General features: G+C 47.5%; 5 protein-coding genes. 2 read left to right on the top strand and 3 right to left on the bottom strand.

Annotation, left to right across the window (positions count from 1 at the left end; translation table 11 throughout):
- Window positions 1-55 precede the first annotated feature (55 nt).
- Entirely contained in the window at window positions 56-1,492 is a 1,437-nt protein-coding gene (locus AMR42_RS19900; RefSeq protein ID WP_143473059.1) for a hypothetical protein, read from the bottom strand.
- Between the two features lie 424 nt (window positions 1,493-1,916).
- Here AMR42_RS19900 and AMR42_RS12520 point away from each other — a divergent pair, with 424 nt between their 5' ends.
- Both AMR42_RS12520 and AMR42_RS21615 read left to right on the top strand, forming a co-directional pair.
- Entirely contained in the window at window positions 1,917-2,261 is a 345-nt protein-coding gene (locus tag AMR42_RS12520; RefSeq protein ID WP_099533915.1) for a nucleotidyltransferase family protein, read from the top strand.
- Complete coding sequence (locus AMR42_RS21615; protein ID WP_099533913.1) at window positions 2,262-2,402, top strand: HepT-like ribonuclease domain-containing protein; 141 nt, start codon at window positions 2,262-2,264, stop codon at window positions 2,400-2,402.
- Between the two features lie 203 nt (window positions 2,403-2,605).
- Here the strand turns inward: AMR42_RS21615 and AMR42_RS12510 are convergent, their stop codons facing one another.
- Window positions 2,606-2,923, bottom strand: a complete 318-nt coding sequence (locus AMR42_RS12510) for an NIL domain-containing protein (RefSeq protein WP_099533912.1) — start codon at window positions 2,921-2,923, stop codon at window positions 2,606-2,608.
- Window positions 2,924-3,017: 94 nt separating this feature from the next.
- Window positions 3,018-4,055, bottom strand: a complete 1,038-nt coding sequence (locus AMR42_RS12505; RefSeq protein WP_199312292.1) for a sulfate ABC transporter substrate-binding protein — start codon at window positions 4,053-4,055, stop codon at window positions 3,018-3,020.
- Window positions 4,056-4,215 lie beyond the last annotated feature (160 nt).

Here is a 4,215-nt window from a genome sequence, read left to right as displayed (position 1 = left end):
CTGTCATTCAACACTTCTGGTAGCTATTATCTTTCAGATTAATTTTTAGAGATTATTACAGTTGCTTAAGGCGTTTACGCTGCTCCGCAATGAATTGATCTCGATCTGCGCGAGAAGCTCCGTCTACCTGAATTTTCGATAGTATGGAACCATCAAATCGGCTTTCTGATACTAACAGCCCCAATTTATCTGTTAGCTCTGGCAAACGAAATTCAGCACGCTCAATCGAATTTGTAATATTATTACCCACATTCCAACTTTGACTTGTTGATTTGTTTTCAGGATCATCTAGGGTCAGCTCAATCCAGTTCTGATTATTATCATTCACAAGCTTTCCTCGTAGTTTTTGTGGTCCAGTGTGAGGTTTAAATGAAATGATTTGATCGCCACCACTATTCAAATTTATTTTGAGAATTCGTTGGTAAATTGCTTCAATTTCGACATTAATTTCGACATTTTGGTTGCTCGGTGAAGCCTCGTCTTTTTTGGGCTGAAATTCTGGCAGCCAGTCCATCTTATTTGTTACATCCATCAGTGCCTGAGGCTGAATCAATAGTTGTAATTTTGAATTCCAAAGTTTCTTATCAGTCACAAATATTGGCATCTTGATATTCGGCACATCTTGACACAGTCTCTCCAACTGTTTTGTATCATTTTTCACCATCAGTTCCTGCGAAGCAGATTGATTGGTAGTGAATAGGATTACTTGGTGATCAAGTAACTCTTTAGATTTTAAAGCATCATCCAACTTAGTGAGTGAAGCCACTACCTGTTCATGACTTCCAGCAAAGATCACATAGATTGGTAGTTGTTTTTTACTGTTAGGGCTAGTGCTGCGAATTTGCAAATTAGTCCCAGTAGGACCTTCGTAAGGAGTCAGTATTGACAAAATCCCAACTGCTCGTGGCGGTCTTCCTTTAGAAGAAGATTTTGGATTTAAAAATTCTCCAAGTTTTTCCTTAATCAATTGAAACGTCCAATATTCAGAATTTGCCACTCCATCGTTTTCTGCCAAATTCAAATCGGTAATAAAAGCCAAGGCAGGAGAATCGGAGCTGAAGTTCTGAAGTTGACCTAACCGATTTGCTCCATCTGGTAGACTGGTTCTTGGTTCTTTTTTCTGAAATTGCATTCCTTCTAACTGTTTCAAAATCACATCAAATGGTGAACCTGCAATATCGAAGCCCGGAGTAACTCGATAACGGGGATCTTCGGATGCTTTGGATAGGCTATAAGTTCCGGGTATAAATAGATTGATTCTATAGTCATCAGATGGCTTACTCTTTTTAGACACCGGCAAATTACTATTCTCTGCTTCTGAGGCGCTCTGTTTTTCATGTGGACATATAGGAACATGGGCATAGGCATGAGTAGTTTTTCCGCATCCTTGAATATCATTACAAATTTCAATTGAATCGGTACAACCGCCAACGGAGACGACACCTAGTAAGAGAAAAGTAACGGGTAATACAAAATTGATTTGTGGTTGCATCTTTTTACCGCTTCACATTGTGATCATGCATAGGATATCGTTATTTGGGTCATTACACAAGAAGATATTGAATAACAACATGCTAATTTTAGCGATTACCACACAAAGCTTTTGTAACAAATGCTATTGTATTGATACTTTCCGTGATACAAATCAAGAATTATAAAATTTCAAATTAATTTGTACTCAGAACATTGACCTTGCTTTCTCAGAACATTGACCTTGCTTTCTTTGTTAGGCTATATAGGCCAAAGCCCATGGGCTGCTCGACAAAGCCTGCGCCTACCTCAAACCCTACCTGACCAACCCCGATCGCCCAGAACGCAAAACCCCCAAAGTCTGCGACTATCCCCCATCACCCTAACCCCATTGCTATCTTGAACTCACCCCCATTTCCCATCCCATGACCCCTTGCTAAATTCTGATGGAAACTGTCTCAAACCTTTTCAAAACTCAACCTTCAGCACTTCCTCAAATCATTCCCACCGAAACCCTAAAACTCCTCTTAAAAACCTTTAAAGAACAGAAAGGTGAACATTTTCACCTAACAGCTTTAGGATATTTTGGTTCCTATGCTCGTGGGGAAGCTCGCCCCGATAGCGATGTTGATATCGTCTTCCAAACAGACTACCCCAACCTCCTCGCCACCGTCGCCTTACAACTCGAACTCACAGAACTCTTGAACCGCCCCGTTGATATTCTTCGCTACCGACCAAGCCTTAGTCCGCGCCTAAAGACTCGCATCGATCAAGAAGCGGTTTATGTCTAAATGCTTGGACTCAGAAATTTACTGGCCCACACTTATTTTGATGTTGACGAAGCTCAGATTTTTAACACCTGTCACCATGACATTCCAGAGCTAGTGACCACGGTGCAAAAAATGATCCAAGACTCCCAAGGCCAAGACTGAGCCAGACGGCCGGCATTGCTAGACTCTAGCGAGATCGGCTGATCAGCACGAAATTTTGATCCAGTGGGCTAGCCGCTGGGCCTTATCGATCGCCCCCCAAGAACCGATTACTTGGTTTGGATCTCGTCGAACAAGGTGATGGAAGGGCGATCAAGCGGGTTCAGAACGCCATTAAAGCAAGGTGGCATGGTTCAGCTCAGAACTCAAATTCCGTCCGGATCCCCATCATCACGCCACACTTCCAGATCCAAATCGTTGAAATATAGCAAGGCGCTTTGAATTTGAGCGTTGGAACCGCTGAGTTCTAAGTCAAACCAACCATCGCTCTCTTGGTCAGATCCCAGCAGGGCCGCCAGCACATTCACCGTCAGCCCAAACCGGGAAATGATGGTGGAAATGACGGGATCAGGGCGATAGTTACTGGGCACACGGATGCGCACCCGGACTTGCGATCGATGCCCCGGTTCTGAGTCGATCGGGGAATTCGTGACCGGAGAATTGGTGTGGATGGGGTCAGTCATCGGATTGCCTCCCGTCCAAAATCGGGATTGTGGGAATGGTGCGGGGCGATCGCGCTGGAGCCGTTGAGATCCATGGGCGATCGCCCCCCAAAACCTATTTCTTGGTTTGGATCTTGTCGAAAATGGCTCCATCGGCAAAGAACTGCTTTTGGACGGCATCCCAACCACCCAGTTCCTTAACCGTGAAGAGTTTGGTCACCTTGCCAAAGCGATCGCTAAACTGCGCTTCAATGGCCGGGTCGATCGGGCGGAACCCTGCTTCCGCAAAGGCTTTTTGGGCTTCGGGGGTGTAAAGGAACTTCACGAAGGCTTCCGCTACCTCCCGAGTACCCCGTTTGTCCACCACCTGATCCACCACGGCCACGGGGCTATCGATCGAAATATTCGTCGCCGGAACCACGTAATCGACCTTTTGGCCTTTGGCTTGGGCCAACAGCAGTTCGTTTTCGTAGTTAATCAGCACATCGCCTTGGTTTTGCTTCAAAAACACGTCCGTGGCTTCTCGCGCATCCCGGGGCAAAATCGGCACATTGGCATACACCGACTTCACGAAGGATTCCGCCTTCTCCGGCGTGCCGCCCGTTTGGGTCACCGCGCCCCACAGCACCAGGAAGTTCCAACGGGCCCCGCCCGAGGTTTTGGGGTTGGCGGTAATCACCTTCAAACCCGGTTTGGCCAAGTCGGGCCAATCTTTCACGCCCTTGGGGTTGCCCGGCCGGGTCACCAGGGCCGCCACGGACTTGTGCACGATCGCGTCGTTCGGCGCTTCCTGTTGCCAACCGGGTTCAATTAACTTGGCCTTTTCAATTTTTTCCACATCCTGACCCAATGCCAGGGCCACCACATCCGCTTCCAAACCATCGATTACGGCACGGGTTTGGGAGCCAGAACCGCCATAGCTTTGGTTAATTTTGACCGTTTGGCCCCGTTCTTTTTGCCACTTTTCGACAAAGAGCGGAATGATTTTTTCATAGGCCGATCGGGTCACGGCATAGGACACCAAGGTAATTTCGATCGGTTCGTTATTGGCAGCCGATGCGTTGGCCGCTGGTGTGCCCGTCGCGGGCGAGCTACCGGCAGCCGGGGAGCCGTTGGCGTTGGGATTGTTGGAGCCAGTGCAGGCGGAAATCATCCCACTCGCGAGCAAACCCATGCCCAAGCAGGCAAGCAGGCGGCGGCGGCTGGGGCGATTTAAGCGAAAAGGCACAGTCACGATGCAAAACTCCTTGCAATTAACCCTGTTTAAGCGTGGGTCGCAGGGTGGGGTAAAAAAATCGGGGGTGGGGTGATTG

The organism is Limnothrix sp. PR1529 (assembly GCF_002742025.1).
GTDB lineage: Bacteria > Cyanobacteriota > Cyanobacteriia > CACIAM-69d > CACIAM-69d > CACIAM-69d.
Note: the sequence above shows the minus strand (reverse complement) of the source record. Positions and strands in the feature narration are given on the sequence as shown.

Coding starts and splice junctions, on each gene's coding strand:
- AMR42_RS19900 (WP_143473059.1), bottom strand. CDS start 1,492: ATGCAACCACAAATCAATTTTGTATTACCCGTTACTTTTCTCTTACTA.
- AMR42_RS12520 (WP_099533915.1), top strand. CDS start 1,917: ATGGAAACTGTCTCAAACCTTTTCAAAACTCAACCTTCAGCACTTCCT.
- AMR42_RS21615 (WP_099533913.1), top strand. CDS start 2,262: ATGCTTGGACTCAGAAATTTACTGGCCCACACTTATTTTGATGTTGAC.
- AMR42_RS12510 (WP_099533912.1), bottom strand. CDS start 2,923: ATGACTGACCCCATCCACACCAATTCTCCGGTCACGAATTCCCCGATC.
- AMR42_RS12505 (WP_199312292.1), bottom strand. CDS start 4,055: ATGATTTCCGCCTGCACTGGCTCCAACAATCCCAACGCCAACGGCTCC.